This window comes from Brevibacterium antiquum (assembly GCF_016107655.1).
In the GTDB taxonomy this organism is placed as follows: Bacteria; Actinomycetota; Actinomycetes; order Actinomycetales; family Brevibacteriaceae; genus Brevibacterium; species Brevibacterium antiquum.
Genome location: NZ_JABASX010000008.1, coordinates 97,509 through 114,251 on the forward strand (window position 1 = coordinate 97,509; position 16,743 = coordinate 114,251).

The 16,743-nt window shown below is 64.0% G+C and carries 14 protein-coding genes; 2 read left to right on the plus strand and 12 right to left on the minus strand.

The genetic code is table 11. From position 1 onward, the window contains the following. Positions 1 to 5: 5 nt before the first annotated feature. The 9 genes from JFC13_RS14200 to JFC13_RS14240 all read right to left on the minus strand — a co-directional run bounded on the left by JFC13_RS14200 (position 6) and on the right by JFC13_RS14240 (position 9,555). Positions 6 to 3,728, minus strand: a complete 3,723-nt coding sequence (locus JFC13_RS14200) for an efflux RND transporter permease subunit (RefSeq protein WP_332839424.1) — start codon at positions 3,726 to 3,728, stop codon at positions 6 to 8. Between the two features lie 131 nt (positions 3,729 to 3,859). Then, positions 3,860 to 5,170 carry an MFS transporter gene (locus JFC13_RS14205; RefSeq protein ID WP_332839425.1) on the minus strand — a complete coding sequence of 437 codons (1,311 nt, stop codon included), beginning with the start codon at positions 5,168 to 5,170 and terminating at the stop codon, positions 3,860 to 3,862. Continuing rightward, positions 5,167 to 5,985 (minus strand): nitroreductase family protein, encoded by an 819-nt coding sequence (locus JFC13_RS14210; protein ID WP_232488636.1) that lies wholly within the window; start codon positions 5,983 to 5,985, stop codon positions 5,167 to 5,169. The genes JFC13_RS14205 and JFC13_RS14210 overlap by 4 nt, the downstream gene beginning before the upstream one ends. Continuing rightward, a complete protein-coding gene (gene msrA, locus JFC13_RS14215; protein WP_198397723.1) occupies positions 5,986 to 6,516 on the minus strand; it encodes a peptide-methionine (S)-S-oxide reductase MsrA in 531 nt (176 codons plus the stop codon). It lies immediately after the preceding gene. 43 nt (positions 6,517 to 6,559) lie between these two features. Then, positions 6,560 to 7,231, minus strand: coding sequence for a peptide deformylase (locus tag JFC13_RS14220; RefSeq protein WP_232488637.1), 672 nt, complete (start codon positions 7,229 to 7,231; stop codon positions 6,560 to 6,562). A gap of 16 nt (positions 7,232 to 7,247) precedes the next feature. Then, positions 7,248 to 8,051: an HpcH/HpaI aldolase/citrate lyase family protein gene (locus JFC13_RS14225; RefSeq protein ID WP_198397724.1), complete on the minus strand. Its 804-nt coding sequence runs from the start codon at positions 8,049 to 8,051 to the stop codon at positions 7,248 to 7,250. Positions 8,052 to 8,059: 8 nt separating this feature from the next. Next, positions 8,060 to 8,599: a MaoC family dehydratase gene (locus JFC13_RS14230; RefSeq protein WP_198397725.1), complete on the minus strand. Its 540-nt coding sequence runs from the start codon at positions 8,597 to 8,599 to the stop codon at positions 8,060 to 8,062. Positions 8,600 to 8,734: 135 nt separating this feature from the next. Continuing rightward, positions 8,735 to 9,220, minus strand: a complete 486-nt coding sequence (locus tag JFC13_RS14235; RefSeq protein ID WP_198397726.1) for an SRPBCC family protein — start codon at positions 9,218 to 9,220, stop codon at positions 8,735 to 8,737. A 23-nt stretch (positions 9,221 to 9,243) separates the two neighbouring features. After that, positions 9,244 to 9,555: an ArsR/SmtB family transcription factor gene (locus JFC13_RS14240; RefSeq protein ID WP_198397727.1), complete on the minus strand. Its 312-nt coding sequence runs from the start codon at positions 9,553 to 9,555 to the stop codon at positions 9,244 to 9,246. 137 nt (positions 9,556 to 9,692) lie between these two features. On the opposite strand from JFC13_RS14240, the gene JFC13_RS14245 reads away from it, so the two are divergent. Together JFC13_RS14245 and JFC13_RS14250 are read left to right on the plus strand one after the other, a co-directional pair. After that, on the plus strand, positions 9,693 to 10,514 hold the full coding sequence (locus JFC13_RS14245) for an HAD-IIA family hydrolase (RefSeq protein ID WP_198397728.1): 822 nt from the start codon (positions 9,693 to 9,695) through the stop codon (positions 10,512 to 10,514). A gap of 342 nt (positions 10,515 to 10,856) precedes the next feature. Then, positions 10,857 to 11,732, plus strand: coding sequence for a hypothetical protein (locus JFC13_RS14250; protein ID WP_198397729.1), 876 nt, complete (start codon positions 10,857 to 10,859; stop codon positions 11,730 to 11,732). Between the two features lie 153 nt (positions 11,733 to 11,885). On the opposite strand, the gene cls is transcribed toward JFC13_RS14250, so the two are convergent. From cls to JFC13_RS14265, 3 genes are all read right to left on the minus strand, one after another. Further along, a complete protein-coding gene (cls, locus tag JFC13_RS14255) occupies positions 11,886 to 13,358 on the minus strand; it encodes a cardiolipin synthase (protein ID WP_408610773.1) in 1,473 nt (490 codons plus the stop codon). Between the two features lie 148 nt (positions 13,359 to 13,506). Next, positions 13,507 to 14,679 (minus strand): acyl-CoA dehydrogenase family protein, encoded by a 1,173-nt coding sequence (locus JFC13_RS14260; protein WP_143922081.1) that lies wholly within the window; start codon positions 14,677 to 14,679, stop codon positions 13,507 to 13,509. A gap of 43 nt (positions 14,680 to 14,722) precedes the next feature. Further along, positions 14,723 to 16,741 carry an acetyl/propionyl/methylcrotonyl-CoA carboxylase subunit alpha gene (locus JFC13_RS14265; RefSeq protein ID WP_198397731.1) on the minus strand — a complete coding sequence of 673 codons (2,019 nt, stop codon included), beginning with the start codon at positions 16,739 to 16,741 and terminating at the stop codon, positions 14,723 to 14,725. Positions 16,742 to 16,743 lie beyond the last annotated feature (2 nt).

The window sequence follows — 16,743 nt, forward strand, 5'->3', positions numbered from 1 at the left end:
AGGCCTCAGTGCTTCGGTTCCTCTCCCGTGTCGGGGCGCTCACTGTGGTCAGGACGCTCAACCGCGGTGTCCGAAGCCGACGATGATGCCTCGGTGGGTTCGGCTGTGGCCAGCGACCCCACCTCGGCGGTGGTGTCCGTCTGAGCTTCTGAGCGCGCATGATCCGCAGAGCCCGGACGCTGCGCGGCTCTCGCCTCGGCGACGTCGAGGACCTGGCCGCGGGCCATGTTCTTCACGTGCTTCTTCTCTCCGCGACGTTCCTTCGCCCCTTCGAGCAGGAGGTAGAGGACAGGTACGAGGATGAGCGTGAGCAGAGTCGAGCTGACGAGACCGCCGATGACGACGATCGCCAGCGGCTTCGAGATGAACACTCCCCCGCCGGTCAGGCCCAGCGCCATCGGCACGAGCGCGAAGATGGTCGCTGCCGCAGTCATGAGGATCGGGCGATAGCGCAGTCTGGCGCCGTGGACGATGGCCGCGCGCAAGTCGACGCCCCGCGCCCTGAAGTGGTTGATCAGGTCGATGAGCACGATCGCGTTGGTGACCACGATGCCGATGAGCATGAGCAGACCGATCATCGAGGTCAGGCCCAGCGGAGTATCCGTCAGCAGTGACAGCGCGATGGATCCGGTGGCCGCGAACGGGATCGAAACCAGGAGGATCAACGGCTGCAGCAGCGACTTGAACGTGGCGACCATGATGACGAACACGATGAGGATCGCGGCGAGCATGGCCAGGCCCAGCTGGGAGAACGCTTCGTTCTGCTCCTGCGTGGCACCACCGGTGTCGACGCTGACCGAGTCGGGGATGTCAACCTCGCCCAGCGCGGACTGCACATCGGCGGACACGGTGCCCAGGTCATCGCCGGCAGGGGTCACCGACACGGTGGTCGATCGCTGCGAATCCGTGTGACGGATCGTCGGCGCGGTCTTGACCTCTTTCACCTCGGCGACGTCACTGAGATCGATGAACCGAGGCTCAGACGTCGGTGCCGGAGCGCCTGCCATGGCGCCCGGGTCACCAGCGGCACCGGCGTCGCCACCAGCTCCACCGCCGGCACCCGCTCCTCCGGCAGCGCCCGTTCCTCCGGCAGCGCCCGCGCCGCCTTCGGCTTCTCCGGCATCACCGGCTCCGCCCGCAGCTCCGGCACCACCGTCTGCTGCACCAGCAGCACCAGCAGCGCCGGCGCCACCGGCGGGGGCGGTCTCCTTCGGCGTGCCGGGGATCTTGAGGTCGCGCAGTTCGTCGACCGTGTCGGCGTTGCGGTCGAAGAGCAGCACCGAATGCGACACGTTGTCGATGACGACCTCACCGATGTTCTGGCCGTGCATCGCCCGCTGCACGTACTGGCCGATGGTGGCTTCCGTGAGATTCTCCTCGGCTGCCTTCTCATGATCGACTTTGACCTCGATCACGGGCTGGACGGCTTCGAGGTCGCTGGTCACCGACTGGGTGCCCGAGACGCCTTCGAGCTTGTCCGTGACTGCCTTCGTCGCATCGTCGAGCTCTTCGGCATCCGAAGCCGAGAGCGTGACGTCGATGGTCTGAGCGCCGGGCATCGAGCTCTGGCTCTGCACCTCGACCGTTCCCACATCCCCCAGATCGTCGAATTCCTTCTGCAGCTCATCGGAGATCGACTGGGCCGAGACGCCCGATTTGGAGTTGACGGTGTAGGTGCCGGTGAGTGCCGAATCATCGGTGAACCCGAAGTTCGAGCCCCCGACGGAGAGCTGATAGGACTCGACATCGCTGTTGTCTTTGAGCACCTTCTCGACCGATTCTGCCTGCTTCGAGGCCTCATCGAGATCGGTGCCGGGGTCGAAGGTCTGCGAGACCTGCAGGCTGTCCTGGCCGGTGTCGCCGAAGAGCTCGGTCTTCAGCTGCGGGACCATCGCTCCCGTTCCGACGAGGAGGAGGACCGCCACGAGGATCATCACGACCGGATGCTTGGTGGAGAAGGAGATCACCGGCATATAGGTCTTCTGCAGTCGCGTCACCGGCGTATGCATGCCGGCAAGCTCATCGACCTCGCCGGTCCCCTCCGCAGTGGAGTCGACGCCTGACCCCGCCGAGGCGGTGGCGGCACTCGCAGTCGTGGACTCGGTGCCGGGCTCGTCATGGCGTCCGGCGGTGAGGATGTCCTGCTTCTTGGACGCCTTCTTCGCGGCCCTGTTCTCGCTCTTCCATTCGGAGAGCATGCCTTTGCGATTGCGGCGGATCTCCTTCTTCTCCGCGCGGGTGAGCTTGACCTTCGCCTCACGCTGCCTCAGGAACCAGTAGGCGAGGACGGGCACGATCGTCAGCGCCACGAACAGGCTCGAGAGCAGGGCGATGGTGGCTGTCAGGGCGAAGGGTCGGAACATCTCGCCGGTCTGGCCGGAGACGAAGGCCAGCGGCAGGAATACGGCGACGGTCGTCAGCGTGGAGGCGGTGATGGCCCCGGAGACTTCGGAGACTGCGGCGAGGATGTTCGCGAACTTCTCACCACCCGCTGCGTGCCGTCGTCGGATCGCCTCGATGACGACGATCGAATCGTCGACGACGCGTCCGACGGAGATCGTCAGAGCACCCAGGGTCAGCATGTTCAGGGTCTCACCGCCCATCCACAGACCGACCATGGCGATGAGCAGTGAGAGCGGAATCGAGATCGCCGTGATGATCGTGGCGCGCACCGAGAGCAGGAACACGAGGATGACGAGGACCGCGAAGAACAGCCCCAGTCCGCCTTCGACGAGCAGATCGTGGATCGACTGCTCGATGAATGGTGCCTGGTCGAAGGCGGAGACGAACTCCGTGTCCTCCCCCATCGACTTCTCAAGATCGGGCAGCTTCTGGGCCACAGCATCGGAGACGTCAACGGTGTTGGCGTCGGATTCCTTCATGATCGACACCGACAGTGATGGCTGTCCGTTGGTGCGCGAGATCGATTCCACGGGCTGGTTCTCGATCGTGACGTCGGCGACGTCGGAGAGCTTGATCGGGTCGTCCTTGCCGCTGATGACGAGATCCTTGATGGCATCCACGGAGCGGATGCGGGTGCCGACCTCGACCGGCGCGGTACCCTCATCGCTCTTCAATTCGCCCGCCGAGGTGGGGATTCCGTTGGACTGGAGGATGCCGGCGATCTCGTCGAGGTTGGCTCCCTCGTCCTCGAGGTCGTCGCGCCGGATGGTGACCTCAACCTGTTTGGTCTTCGCACCGGCGATCATGACCTGGGAGACGCCGTCGATCTTCTTCAGTTCGGGTTCGGCGATGTCGTTGAGGTTGGCAGCGAGTTTGTCCTCATCGGCGTCCGAGGTCACGGACAGTGCGAGGACGGGGATGTCATCGGTTCCGGCCGTGTTCACGGTGGGTTCGACACCGTCGGGAAGAGTGGCCTGAACCTGTGAGACCGCACGTTGGAGGGACTTCACAACATCGTCGGAGTCCTCACCGTACTCGGTGCTCACAGTGATCGAGGAGCTGCCTGCCGAAGAGGTCGAAGTCATGTCCTCGACTTCAGGCAGGGCCGTCAGCGCACCTTCGAGAGGATCGGTGACCTCTTGTTCGACGGCTTCGGGAGTCGCACCCTCATACGAGGCGGTGACCGTGGCCTGCGGGTTCTCAAGAGAGGGGAACAGCTCCTGTTTGAGCGCTCCCGCCCCGATGATGCCGAAGATGATGGCGACGACTGAGATGAGCGCAATGAGTGCGCGGTTCTTCAGGCTCAAACGGGTCAGAAAACTCACGTGGTGACTCTCTTGTCGGTGACGCATGCGCAGGGATCGCCTGCAGGGGATGGTGCTCCGTGGACCAATATTAGTGATTCACACTATCCAAATCACGTGAGCAGACCCTGAGCGCCCGGGCACTGCCGAGCTCAGCTCAGATCGTCCTCAATCCGCTCGTTCTGCTCCGCTTGGCGCACCACCCGCGGCCGGGTCTCACGACCGGTGATCCAGTACGCAGCGGCCAGGATGCCGAGGACACCTGTGGCCATGAATGCCCAGGAGTAGTCGAAGTGGTCGACGACGGCACCGGCGATGACGGGGCCGAGGATTGCTCCCGCGTCGAGCGCCATCTGGTACTTCGCCAGGACGCGACCGCCCTTGCGATCGCGTCCGATGACATCGGCAACGGTGGCCTGCTGGGCGGGATTGGCCAATCCTGAGCCGATTCCGGCGATGACGGAGAGGAGGAAGAACAGCCAGATCGAATCGGTGAACGCCAGCGCCGAGGTGGTCACGCCGAGGACGAGCAGGCCCCATTGGATGAAGGGTTTGCGTCCATAGGTGTCAGCGAATCTGCCGACGACGGTGACCGCCGAAGCATTGCCGATCGCGAACATCGTCAGGGCCAGACCGGCGACCGCGGTGTCGGCCTTGAGCGCTTGGATGGCGAAGAGCGGGTAGATGGCCACACGGATGCCCATGGCCGACCAGCCTTGGACGAAGGCAGAGATCAGGGCGGCGCGGTAGGCAGAGTCCTGCCACGCCTGTTTGAACGTCATCACCTCCATCTGCGTCTCGTCCTTCGTTGCTTCCAGGCGTGCGCGTCCGAGTTTGGTCGAGGAGCCTTCTGAGGCGGTGGAGGCGAGGAAGATGCGAACGACGATGGCGGCGATGAGGAGCCCGACGGCGTAGATGATGAACGGGATGCGCATGCCCCATCCGGCCATCGCACCGCCGAGGACGGGGCCGGCGATATTGCCGACGAGGAAGGCCGTGGCATAGGTGCTCGAGGCCTTGGCGCGGGCGTCGATCGGGGCCAGCCGGATGATCAGGGCCATCGCTGAGACTGTGAACATCGTTGAGCCGATGCCTCCCAGACCACGGAAGATCAGCAGCTGCCAGTAGTTCTGGGCGAAGGCGACGGCTGCGGTGGAGGCGGCGACGATGAGGAGACCGGAGATGTAGATGCGGCGTTCGCCGAAGGCGTCGACGAGGCGTCCGGAGGACGGTGAGAACACGAACCGGAAGAAGGCGAAGGAGGAGACCACGATCGTGGCGGCAGTGACTCCGAAGTTGAAGCTCGCCGCGAACTGCGGAAGCACGGGGGCGATGATGCCGTAGCCAAGAGCCACGATGAAGGCCGCCGCGACGAGGACGTAGATCTCCTTCGGCAGACGGCGCGAGGCAACGGTCGACTCTGCCTGTTCGCCGTTGTTCGTCGAGTTGTCGTCGTTTGTCACAGGGTATCGAGGAACTGCTCGGGGTCCGGCAGTGGTCGGGTGCTGTTGACCATGCGCTGTCGGTAGCGTTCGGGGACCGCCCCGATGTAGAGCCAGCCCATGAGCAGTTCCTTGTCCTTAAGCCTGTGGAGTCTGCGCACGGCAGGTTCGTTCGTGAGGTTTCCGCTGCGCCACATGACGCCCCAACCTGCCTGCCACAGAGCGAGTTCGAGCAGGTGACCTGCTCCGGCCGCTGTGGCGTGCTGTTCCCATTCGGGAACCTTGGGGTTGTCCTGCGGTGCGGCGACGAGTGCCAGGAGGAGTTCTGCCCGCAGCGGCTTCTCGTTGATCTCACCGGACTTCCGGTGCACCCCACCCGCTTCGTCGAGGGCCGCGCCGAGACGGATCCTGTCCTCACCGCGGATGATGATGAACCGCCAGGGCTTGAGCCCCTTGTGATCGGCGACCGAGGAGACTGCGTGGATGAGTTCGCGCAGGTCGGAGTCGTTGGGTGTCTCCGGGTCCAGTTTTGAGATCGAACGTCGAGTCGAGATCGCGTGCAGGACAGGGTCGGCGACGATGTCGATGGAACTCGGCGCCGAATAGTCCGGACCCAGTCGGGGCGAGGGAAGCGCCGTCTGCTCATCCGGTGCCGGTGCCGCTGCTGATGTCTCTTCAGCGCTTGGACCCGCGGCCAGCTTCTTCGCCCAGGGGCCGGTCTCGCCGTCGAGGAAGTGGGCGCGCACGCGCCCCTTCGTCACCTCGCAGGCACCGTCGCTCTTCGGCTTCTTCCTCTTCGAGCCGCGATGCTCAGACGAGTCTTTGTGTTTCGACATTCAGCTCACCCAATCCGCAAACGCCTCCCGTGCATGGGACAGCTTCGGATCAATGATGACACGGCAGTACCCGTTGTTGCGGTTCTCGGTGTAGAAGTCCTGGTGGACAGCCTCGGCGGTGTGGAAGATGCCCAAGGGTTCAAGCGTCGTGACGATCGGAGCCTCGAAGATCCCCTGTGCCTCGGCGATCGCGGCCTCGAAGCGCGCCTTCTCCTCTTCGTCGGCGTAGAACATGGCCGACCGGTACTGGGTGCCGACGTCGTAGCCCTGAGCATTGAGGCTCGTGGGGTCGTGTCCGGTGAAGAAGAGGCCCAGGATGACGCTTTCCGGGACGATCTCCGGATCGAATGTCACCTGCAGCGCCTCAGCATGACCCGAGGTGCCTGAACAGACTTCACGGTAATGCGGATTCGGCGTATGCCCTCCGGTGTATCCGGAGATCACCGAGGTGACTCCGGTGGTCCGCTGGTAGACGGCGTCGAGGCACCAGAAGCATCCGGCGCCCAAGGTCAGGGTACGAAGTTCACTCATATCCCGTACAACCATGATGTGTGCGAGTTATTCCCGGTCGAGTTCACATGAGCATGCCGCTGGGCAGGGTGAACCCGAGCTCGGCGGCGGCTTTCTGTGTGGAAGGCTGGCTCCAGAACCTCGCGACCGAGGTGTTCGTCGACAAGGATCGCATCTCTGCCTTGTCCAGGAACATGACGCCTTCGAGGTGATCGGTCTCGTGGGCGACGATGCGTGCCGACCAACCGGAGACCACCTCGGCGATGGGCGTGCCGTTGAGGTCCTCGCCTCGCAGTTCGATCTCGCGGGGACGAGCCACGACGGCCTGGTAGCCGGGGATCGACAGGCAGCCTTCGAAGAAGGCGACGTCCTCGGAGGTGGCGGGGGTGTAGCCGGCATTGAGCACGACGCGCAGGGGCATCGGGGTCCGCTGCCGCACCTCGGCGGTCTCAGGGTCGAGACTTCCGGGGTCTTCGGCCACGAACATCGACAGACCGATGCCCACCTGCGGACCAGCCAATCCCACGCCTGGGGCGGCGAGCATGGTCGCTCGCATCACCTCAGCGAGCTGAGCCAGTTCCGCATCATCGACCTGCCCGTCGAAGGGGCGAGTCACCGAGCGCAGGATCGGGTCGCCGGCCTCGACGATCGGGGCCACTCCCCCGCCTGCCTCTGCCGCGGCGAGCACGGAACGGATCTGGGCGGCGATGAGCGCATCGGCGTCATTCATGGTCATGTCCCTTTCGACCGGCTCACACGTCCCGGGCGACGATGAGCTCGGCGTGTTTGAGCAGGGGCGCGTCGATCATCTTGCCTTCGTAGGCGAAGGCGCCCTTCTCGGTCTTCGCGAGTTCGAGCACGGCCTTCGCCCAGGTCAGCTGCTCTTCGCTGGGGCGGAACGCATTGCGGACGACGGGAACGTGGTTGGGGTGGATGGAGACCTTGCCGCTGAAGCCGGACTGCACGGCGTCTTCGGCTTCCTCTCGCAGCCCGTCGAGGTCGGGGATGTTCGCCCAGATCGAGTCGAGGGCGAATCTTCCGTGTGCGCGGGCGGCCAGCAGGGTCGAGTTGCGCACGTGTTTGGCCACGTCGCGGTAGCCGCCCTCGGCAGTGCGCGACGATCCCCCGCCGAGGTCGGCGATGAGGTCCTCAGAACCCCACATGAGTGCGTAGGCGTTGGGCGCGGCGGCGATCTCGGCGACGTTGACCGCGCCCAGGGCCGTCTCGATCAGTGCGATGACCTGGTAGTCGCCGAGGACCGTGAGGTCTGAGGCGTGCTCGGACTTCGGCAGCATCACGGCCGTGTACTCGGTCTTGGCGAGCATCTTGAGGTCCTCGCCGAGGTGCTCCGAATCCCGGGCATTGATGCGGACGACGGTGCGTGTGGGGTCGAGCGGATAGTCGATGATCGCTTCGCGGGCGGTCGCCTTGTCGGCGTCGTTGACCGCGTCCTCGAGGTCGAGGATGACGATGTCGGAGCGTTCGGCCGCCTTCGTATAGCGGTCGGGGCGGTCGCCGGGGACGAAGAGCCAGGCGGGTTTGAAGTCCAATGCCATCGTCGTGCTCACTTTCCGGTTTCGGGCTGGGTCGGTTCAGTCTGCTGGGCGGCGTGCGCCACTGCTTCGTCGGCGTGGCTGGAGTCGAACATCATGGTCTGGCGCACGGCCTTGGCGACGAGGGTTCCGTCCTGGTTGTAGCCGCGGTGCTCGAGGGTCACGATGCCCTGGCCGGGCCGGGACTTCGAGTTGCGCTTATCGAGGATCGTCGTCTCCGCATACAGGGTGTCGCCGTGGAAGAGCGGGGCGGGGAAGGAGACCTCGGAGAAGCCGAGATTGCCCACGATCGTGCCCTGTGTCAGCTGCGTGACCGACAGACCGATGAGGGTGGAGAGGGTGAACATCGAGTTGACGAGTCGTTGGCCGAAGGGCTCGGTCGCTGCGAAGGCTGCGTCAAGATGCAGGGCCTGCGTGTTCATGGTCACGGCGGTGAACCAGGTGTTGTCCGCTTCGGTGATGGTCCGGCCGGGCGCGTGCTTGTAGATCGCGCCGACTTCCATCTCGTCCAGCCACAGACCTCGTTGTTCGATGACCTTCTGCTCACTCATGCGTCACTCCTCTGTGTCACTGCTGATTGCTGTGTGTCTCTGACCACTTGTCGTGATGTGAGCTTATCGCCTGGGACCGAAGGACAGGTGGCCCGGGTCCGTCTGTCCGAACCCGGGCCACCTTCCGGAGGGGATTCACCCAGCGACCTCGGCCTCGAAGACGTTGAAAGCGGAGGTCCATCCGTCAAAGACGCTGTCGACGGCGCCGGAGTCGCTCGGGAGCCCCGTGAGCGTAAAGGTCATCCGTGTCATCGCCTCGTCGATCTCCTCGAACTCGAGGCTGACAAGCGGCGATAGGTCCTCCTCGCCCTGACTTCCCCACGTGAAGTCCAGTCGCCGAGGTGGATCGACGTGGCGGTACTTCCCACCGGCGGGAAACTCCTCACCGGTTTCGTCGACGATCATCGTATAGGCGTAGATTCCGCCCTCCCTGAGATCGACGCTCACCGAATCCCGCGGGGTATGCAGTCCCTCCGGGTGGTACCAGCGAGCCATGACATCGGGGTTGATCCAGGCATCCCAGACCCGTTCGCGTGGTGCTGCGAAGTCACGGACGATGGTGAAGCCGGGTGCCTCAGCCGTTGCTGCTGTGCTGTTGGCGGACATGCTGTTCTGGTTCATGATGGTTCTCCTCCTTGAGTCGATCACTTCTTCTCGGCCAGCACCTGGTCGAGATTGTCGAACCGCTGCTCCCAGTCCTCGCGTGCTGACAGCAGCCAGTCCGTGGCCGTTGTCAGCCGTTCGGCATTGAGATGCACGATCCGTGTCTGTGCGCTCTTGGTCCTGGTGATCAGCCCAGCGTCCTCGAGCACCTTGAGATGCTGCGATACTGCCGACCTGCTGATCGTCAGCGGCTGCGCCAACTCTCCTGCGCTGAGGTCCCCTGCTCGCAGGCGGTCGATCATCGCCCGCCGAGTCGGATCAGCCAAAGCACCGAACAGCGAACTCAGATTCATTTCAGCACCTCCTTAATTAAGTGATTACTACAATACGGCCTGAGACGCAGGTGTCAAGGGTCTTCTGCGAAGCCGGATCGGACGCATCGACCCGCTAGGCTGGTGGCATCGGCTCAACGACTATCTTCAGGAGAGACATGGATCGCGATTCGATCGAATGCTGGTTGACCGACATGGACGGCGTCCTGGTCAAGGAGAACAACCCGCTGCCGGGCGCGGCCGAGCTTCTCGCACAGTGGCGACAGGCAGACATCCCGTATCTCGTGCTGACGAACAATTCGATCTACACCGCCAGGGACCTCTCTGCCCGGCTCCGGTCGAACGGCCTCGACGTTCCCGAGTCGAAGATCTGGACCTCCGCGATGGCCACCGCCGACTTCCTGTCCAACCAGGTCGAGCACGGCACTGCCTACGTCGTCGGCGAGGCGGGACTGACCACGGCCATCCATGAAGCTGGGTTCATCATGACCGAGAAGGATCCGGACTTCGTCGTCGTCGGCGAGACCCACTCCTATTCCTTCGAGGCGATCACCAAGGCGATCCGCCTCATCGACGGCGGTTCACGCTTCATCGTGACTAACCCCGATGCCACCGGCCCCAGCCCCGAGGGCGTCCTCCCCGCCACCGGCGCCATCGCCGCGCTGATTACGAAGGCCACAAACCGTGACCCCTATGTGGTGGGCAAACCCAATCCCATGATGTTCCGTTCCGCGCTCAACCAGATCGGCGCTCATTCGATGAGCACCGCGATGATCGGCGACCGGATGGACACCGACATCATCGCGGGGATGGAAGCGGGCATGCACACGGTTCTCGTCCTCTCAGGGATCTCCACCGCCGAGGATGTGCGCCGCTTCCCATTCCGCCCCAATGAGATCGTCAACGGCGTTCACGATCTCCTTGACGTCCCGCTCGATCAGCGAGGGACGCTGGGACCAGACGTCACCGGCTCCGCCTGAGGCGACCTGCCGACCGAGAAACGGCCCCCGCGTCGAAACACAGGCTCGTGGCATGAGGCCTCCGGCGAGTAACTGGATGAGTGTCGAATAACTTATGTGCACATATGGTTTTCGACGTTCAGCCCGATTTTCAGTGCCCGCCTTCCGCATCACCCAAACCTGCAGTTAAATACTGTTTGATATATTTTGATGACATTTGATTGCGCTTGGAGTATTTCGGGCGCATACTGCCTCCATGTTTCAAGTACTGACCCCCAACAGCTCCGCGAACTCGGCGTGACTCGAGCCCAGTTGGCGGAGTCCGAACGGTGCTGCCTGTGCAAGGTCAGGAGAGGCCGCTATGTGATTACTCGCAAGTGCGATCAGGAACACCATAAAGCAACAGCACATCTGTCTGAGGCTGAGGAGACGACGTTCCCCGGAGCCTACGGCGACATCAGGGACCAGGCCGAGGCACTGCGGCAGCAGATCGCCTGCCGTCGTGATTCGGTTCCACCAGGTGATGTGTTCTCGCATATCTCGGCTGCGCTCATCCACGGCCTCGACCCGGTCCTCATGGGAACGCCGAAGGTCGAGATCTCGAAGCGGTCTCCTACCCGCAACTACAGCAGCCTCTACATCTACTCTCGAGACCTCTCAGCCGAAGAGACCGCCGACAGTTTCGCCTATCCGGTCACCTCGTTGACGCGCACACTCGCCGACCTTGCTCTCGACCATTCACTCGAAGTCTCAGTGCCAGTCGTCTCCCAAGCTTTGCGCGCCGGATCGGTGTCTTTCCACGACATAAAAGATCGGCTGGTCCAAGGCCAGCGAGGTCGCAGGAGAGCCCCGCTGGCGCTCAAACTCTCGAACGCCGAATACGAGTCTCCGTCCGAGGCCTTCTGCGCGGTGAAGTTCTACCGACACGGCATCACGGGGATGGTCCCGCAACTCGACGCCTACACCGATTCCGGTGAGTTCATCGGTCGCAATGACTTCCGCCACGAGAAGGCACCGGTAGTCGTGGAAGTCCATGGGGTCGGAAAGTTCTACCTCAATCCCAATGGCCCCGATGAAGCTGCGAAAAGGAATCACCAGCGCAACATGAACCTGCTCAACGCCGGATTCACTGTGTTCAACCTGACCTTCGGCGACCTGTTCCGGCCCTGGATACTTGCCGAGATCAAACGAAGCATCCAGAGGACAGTGCAGCCCATCTCTCGCGGCAAAACGGCTTGAGCGTCGAAGCACGCACGTGCACAGCCGTCATTCGACGCTCAACCCGCGTATCGCCGGGTGCTGGGGCTGGGTGCTGGGGGCTGGGGGCTGGGCGCTGGGGGGGGGGCATCATCACTCTTGCTCATGATTCGAGCCGACGCAGCCGCCGCAGACTCACTGCAACGCCGAGGTCAGCCTCATCACGGACTCCAGATAGCGGCGAATATAGGGTCGCTGCTCCCATTCCTCGAGGGAGAGCTCACGGCTCGTGCGCTGGTAGTCCACGACCACCTCGGCGATGTCGTCGACCAGGTCTCCCCCTGTCGTCAGCAGGCTGATCTCGTAGTTGAGGCCGAATGAGCGCATGTCCAGATTCGAGGACCCCATCACCGCGTACTCGTCATCGACGATGAGGCACTTCGTGTGCAGAACCTGCGGTTTCGGGTAGAGGAAGATCCGCACCCCCGCCTCGAGCAGCGACCGGTAGTACGAGGATTGGGCGTAGTCGACCATGAACTGATCGGCCTGTTCGCTGACGTAGAGTTCGACGGCGACCCCGCGCTCGGCGGCGGTGACGACGGCGGCCAGCAGTGATTCATCGGGCACGAAGTACGGGCTCACGATCGCCAGGCGCTTCTGTGCCAGATACATCAGCGAGCTGAAGACCTTGAGGTTCGGTTCAGTGGTGAAGCCGGGACCTGAGGGAACAAGCTGCATGGCACTCGTCCGCCCGCCGACATCGGGTTCGTACGCGTCGCGATCATAGGACCTGATCCCCAGGGATTCTCCGCACTCGGTGTACCAGTCGGTGGCGAAGACCGCTTCGACGGCGGCGACGATGGGCCCGGAGAGTTCGACCATGATGTCGTGCCAGGCCCGCCCGACCTTCACGTTCGCCTTCTTCAGGTACGAGGAGTCGATCATGTTCTGGGACCCCATCATCGCCTTCTTCCCGTCGACGACGAGCAGCTTGCGATGGTTGCGCAGATCGATGCGCCTGGTCTTTCCGCGCCAGGGGATGAAGGGAAGCATGAGATGCCAGTCGATTCCGCCGTTGGTCAGACGCTTGCCCAGACGGTGGAATCCCGGATACTTCCGAGAGCCGATGTGATCGAAGAGAACCCTGACCTTCACGCCCCGGTCTGCGGCACGTTCGAGGGCCCGGAAGAAGACATCGGTCGTCGAATCCCAGGCCATGATGTAGATCTCGACATGCGCGTATTCGCGGGCTTCGTCGACGAGGCCGGCCATCCGCGCGATGCTGGCCTCGTAGTCGCAGATGACACCGTGGCTGTCGCCGGTGACCATCGGCAGAGCCGTGAGTCTGCGCCCGAGCTGGGCGATCGACACGAAGCCGGGGGCCGTGTGCAGCGACGGGGGCACGTCGGGCAGATCGTCGGCACCTTCGTGCATGAGCTCATCGGCCTGGGCCTGGATGCGAGCCCGCCGTCGGTTGATGTAGGGGCTGCCGAGCATGAGGAACAGAGGGATCCCGACGATCGGCACGAACAGGATCAGCAGCAGCCAGGCCGAGGACGACGAGGGCCTGCGGTCCTCAGGGACGACGCCGACGGCGATGATCTTCACCGCATATTCGACGACGATCCACCCCACGCCCAGGACGGACGTCACGATGCTGAGATCCACGTACACCCTTCCCTTGCTCGGCTGATCTTCTGCTCCACACTAACGGAGCCTGCCCCAGACAGATGACAGCACCGCCCGCCGAGGTGGCCCTGCACTTCCGTACGGAAGTATCGAGCCGCCTCGGCGGGCGGTGCGACTGCGGCTGAGCTCAGATGCCGAGTTCGCGGGCGATGAGCATGAGCTGGACCTCGGTCGTGCCTTCGCCGACTTCGAGGATCTTCGAGTCACGGTAGTGGCGGGCGACGAGGTATTCGTTCATGAAGCCGTAGCCGCCGTGGATCTGCGTGGCGTCGCGGGCGTTGTCCATTGCGGCCTCACCGGCGACCATCTTCGCAATCGCGGCTTCCTTCTTGAAGGGAAGCCCTGCCATCATGCGCGATGCCGCGAGGTAGTACGCGGAACGGGCTGCGACGACGCGGGCCTCCATCCGGGCGATCTTGAAGGAGATTCCCTGGAAGTCGGAGATCGGCTTGCCGAAGGCCTGACGCTCCTTCGCGTACTTCACGGATTCGTCGACACAGCCCTGGGCGGCACCCACGGACAGCGCACCCACGGCGATGCGGCCCTCGTCGAGGATGCGCAGGAAGTTCGCGTAGCCGCGACCGCGTTCGCCGAGCAGGTTGGCTTCGGGCACCTGCACGTTGTCGAAGGTCAGCGGGTGCGTGTCCGATGAGTTCCAGCCGACCTTGTCATAGGCGGGCTCGGCGGTGAAGCCGGGGGTGCCCGTCGGAATCATGATCGTCGAGATCTCGGGGACCTCGCGGCCGGAGCCGGAGGTTCGGGTTCCGGTCACGGCGGTGGCTGTGACCAGACGCGTGATGTCGGTGCCCGAGTTGGTGATGAAGCACTTGCCGCCGTTGACCGTCCAGGTGCCGTTCTCCAAGGTGGCCTTGGTCCGCGTGCCGCCGGCGTCGGATCCTGCTTCCGGTTCGGTCAGGCCGAAGGCGGCCAGCCCGGAGGCATCGGTGAGCTTGGGCAGCCATTCGCGCTTCTGCTCCTCGGTGCCGAAGCGGTAGATCGGCATTGCTCCCAGGGAGACTCCGGCCTCCAGCGTGATGGCCAGCGACTGGTTGACGCGGGCAATCTCCTCGATGGCAAGTGTCAGCGCGAAGTAGTCCCCGCCCATGCCGCCGTACTCTTCGTCGAAGGGCAGGCCGAAGAGGCCCATCTGCCCCATCTTCTTCACGAGCTCGTAGGGGAACTCGTGCTTGGCATCGAGTTCGGCGGATACTGGTGCGACCTCTTCGTCGGCGAACTTCGCGACGCCGGCTCGCAGGTCTTCGTATTCTTCGGGCAGCATGCCCGGAACGAAAGCTGTCATGATTTCCTCCCCGCTGTATGCGTGGTCAGTGAGTTTCTGGTGGTCAGTCGTTTGCTGCTGTGGCGTCGTCGGCTGCTTCCGCGGCGGCTTCGTCGACGACGGTGGCGAGCACCTCGTCGAGGCCGACCTGGACGCCCTGGACTGCGGTGACGGTGACGATTCCCGTGGCCGGCGCGGTGAGCACGTGTTCCATCTTCATCGCCTCGACGACGACGATCGGATCGCCCTGTTCGACGTGGTCTCCAGACTCCACTCGAACCTCGACAACGGATCCGGGCATCGGGGCAAGCACCTCGGCGCCGTCGAGACCCGGTGTCAGGCAGGTATCGGCCTGGGGACGGGTGAACGTGTAGACGCCCTGGTCGCTGCTGACCCAGATGCTGCGATCGCGAGCATCGGAGAACACGCGGGCCGTGTGCTGCACACCGTCGATCGTCAGGTGCCAGAGGCCACTGTCATCGACGGAGACATCACCGAGGTGTGATTCCACGTCGGTGACGTCTCCCCCGGAGCTCAGCGCCACGGAGGGACGGAAGTCCGGACGTGAGGTCCGCCAGGCAGATGGTCTCCCCCACGCCGAGGCGGTCGCGGAGTTCTGCGGCAGCTGTGCTGCCGTGATCGCTCCGGTCAGCTCGGTTCCGGCGAGACCGCCGGTGACGAGCACGGCCGCAGCGGCAAGCTGACGGTCGGTCTCGCCCGGTGCATGCGCGAGCTGGTCCTCACTGAGGTTGTCGATGAGTGAGGTGTCGAGATCGCCGGAGACCACTGCGTCGAGGTTGATGAGAGTGCGCAGGAAGTCGATGTTCGTGACGATCCCCGGCACTGCCGAGGCGGCAAGCGCAGCATCGAGGCGCGCGATGGCTGACGCCCGATCCGGAGCGTGGACGATGAGTTTGGCGATCATCGGGTCATAGTCCGAGGCGATCGTCTGTCCGGCTTCGAGTCCGGCATCGACGCGGATGCCCTCGCCTTCGGGGAAGACGACGTCGAGGGCCCGACCGCCGGTGGGCAGGAATCCGCGCGAGGGGTCCTCTGCGTAGATGCGCGCCTCGATCGAATGACCGGTCATCGTGATGTCGTCCTGGCTCAGTGTCAGCTCTTCACCTGCTCCGACGCGCAGCTGTAGTTCGACGAGATCGACGCCTGTGACCTCTTCGGTCACCGGATGCTCGACCTGCAGCCGGGTGTTCATCTCCATGAAGAAGAACTCGTCGGGGCGGTCGGCACCGACGATGAACTCGACCGTGCCTGCCCCGCGGTATCCCACGGACTTCGCGGTCTCACAAGCTGCTTGGCCGATCCGTGCCCGGGTTGCCTCGTCGAGCAGTGCCGAAGGAGCTTCCTCGATGACCTTCTGGTGGCGGCGCTGCAGGGAGCACTCGCGTTCGCCGAGGTGGATGACATTGCCGTGCGCATCGGCCATCACCTGGACCTCGATGTGACGCGGGGTCGCGACGAGGCGTTCGAGGAACAGCGTGTCATCACCGAAGGAGCTCGCGGCCTCACGGCGGGCGGTGTCCAGTGCTGCGGACAGTTCGGAGGGCTCGAAGACCGCATGCATGCCCTTGCCGCCGCCACCGGCGGAGGGCTTGATGAGCACCGGGAAGCCGATGTCGGCCGAAGCAGCCACGAGGGCCTCGTTGCTCATGGCGGCGCCCTTGGTGCCGGGCACCAAAGGAACTCCACGCTGGGAGACGGCGTTCTTCGCGGTGATCTTGTCGCCCATGGTGCGGATGGCTTCGGCACCGGGGCCCAGGAAGACGATTCCTGCGGTGTCACATGCGGCAGAGAAGTCAGCGTTCTCCGACAGGAATCCGTAGCCGGGGTGGATCGCCTCGGCGCCGGTGGCCTTCGCCGCGGCGATGACCTTATCGATGCGCAGGTATGACTCGGAGGCCTGGGCTGGACCCAGGTGCACGGCCGTGTCGGCGGCCTTGACGTGGGCGGCGCGGGCATCGGCGTCGGAGTAGACGGCGACTGTTCTGATGCCCAGTCGGCGGCAGGTGCGGATGACGCGCAGCGCGATTTCGCCGCGGTTGGCGATGAGTACGGTATTGAACATGG

Bases quoted from the DNA above. Each gene is read 5' to 3' on its own strand.
- JFC13_RS14220 (WP_232488637.1), bottom strand. From the start codon at position 7,231: ATGACCATGAATGACGCCGATGCGCTCATCGCCGCCCAGATCCGTTCC.
- JFC13_RS14230 (WP_198397725.1), bottom strand. From the start codon at position 8,599: ATGAGTGAGCAGAAGGTCATCGAACAACGAGGTCTGTGGCTGGACGAG.
- JFC13_RS14260 (WP_143922081.1), bottom strand. From the start codon at position 14,679: ATGACAGCTTTCGTTCCGGGCATGCTGCCCGAAGAATACGAAGACCTG.
- msrA (WP_198397723.1), bottom strand. From the start codon at position 6,516: ATGAGTGAACTTCGTACCCTGACCTTGGGCGCCGGATGCTTCTGGTGC.
- JFC13_RS14210 (WP_232488636.1), bottom strand. From the start codon at position 5,985: ATGTCGAAACACAAAGACTCGTCTGAGCATCGCGGCTCGAAGAGGAAG.
- JFC13_RS14245 (WP_198397728.1), top strand. From the start codon at position 9,693: ATGGATCGCGATTCGATCGAATGCTGGTTGACCGACATGGACGGCGTC.
- JFC13_RS14235 (WP_198397726.1), bottom strand. From the start codon at position 9,220: ATGAACCAGAACAGCATGTCCGCCAACAGCACAGCAGCAACGGCTGAG.
- JFC13_RS14225 (WP_198397724.1), bottom strand. From the start codon at position 8,051: ATGGCATTGGACTTCAAACCCGCCTGGCTCTTCGTCCCCGGCGACCGC.
- JFC13_RS14240 (WP_198397727.1), bottom strand. From the start codon at position 9,555: ATGAATCTGAGTTCGCTGTTCGGTGCTTTGGCTGATCCGACTCGGCGG.
- JFC13_RS14265 (WP_198397731.1), bottom strand. From the start codon at position 16,741: ATGTTCAATACCGTACTCATCGCCAACCGCGGCGAAATCGCGCTGCGC.